Raw genomic sequence first — 292 nt, forward strand, 5'->3', positions numbered from 1 at the left:
GTTGTCTCGGGGCGATGATCGTAGTTGCTAACCTCCAAATAGAATTCATAATCCCCTGCCGGCAGTTTCAGACTCTTTTGCGGTACATGAATCCAACCGGATTTTATCTTCACTTCTATTTCTTTACCTTCCCTGTCTGTAGCAGGAGCCGTAAAGATTTTTGATTCATCAATGGAAGTAATGCGGATACGCGCTTTTTCATTTCCCCGCGAATCTGTGGCAACCAGGTACATAAATTCGGTAAAAGCAGGTTCTGCCTCGATATACGCAGTCAGTCCCTCGTACTCATCGT

Annotated in this window: 1 protein-coding gene; it reads right to left on the reverse strand. The window is 45.2% G+C overall.

Annotated features, from left to right (window positions below; genetic code table 11):
- Positions 1-292, reverse strand: a 292-nt coding sequence (locus tag SB773_RS31065; protein ID WP_410594104.1) for a hypothetical protein, incomplete at both ends; no start/stop codon positions are given.

The sequence above is a fragment of the Bacillus sp. SIMBA_074 genome (assembly GCF_046534555.1).
GTDB classification, from domain to species: domain Bacteria; phylum Bacillota; class Bacilli; order Bacillales; family Bacillaceae_G; genus Bacillus_A; species Bacillus_A mycoides.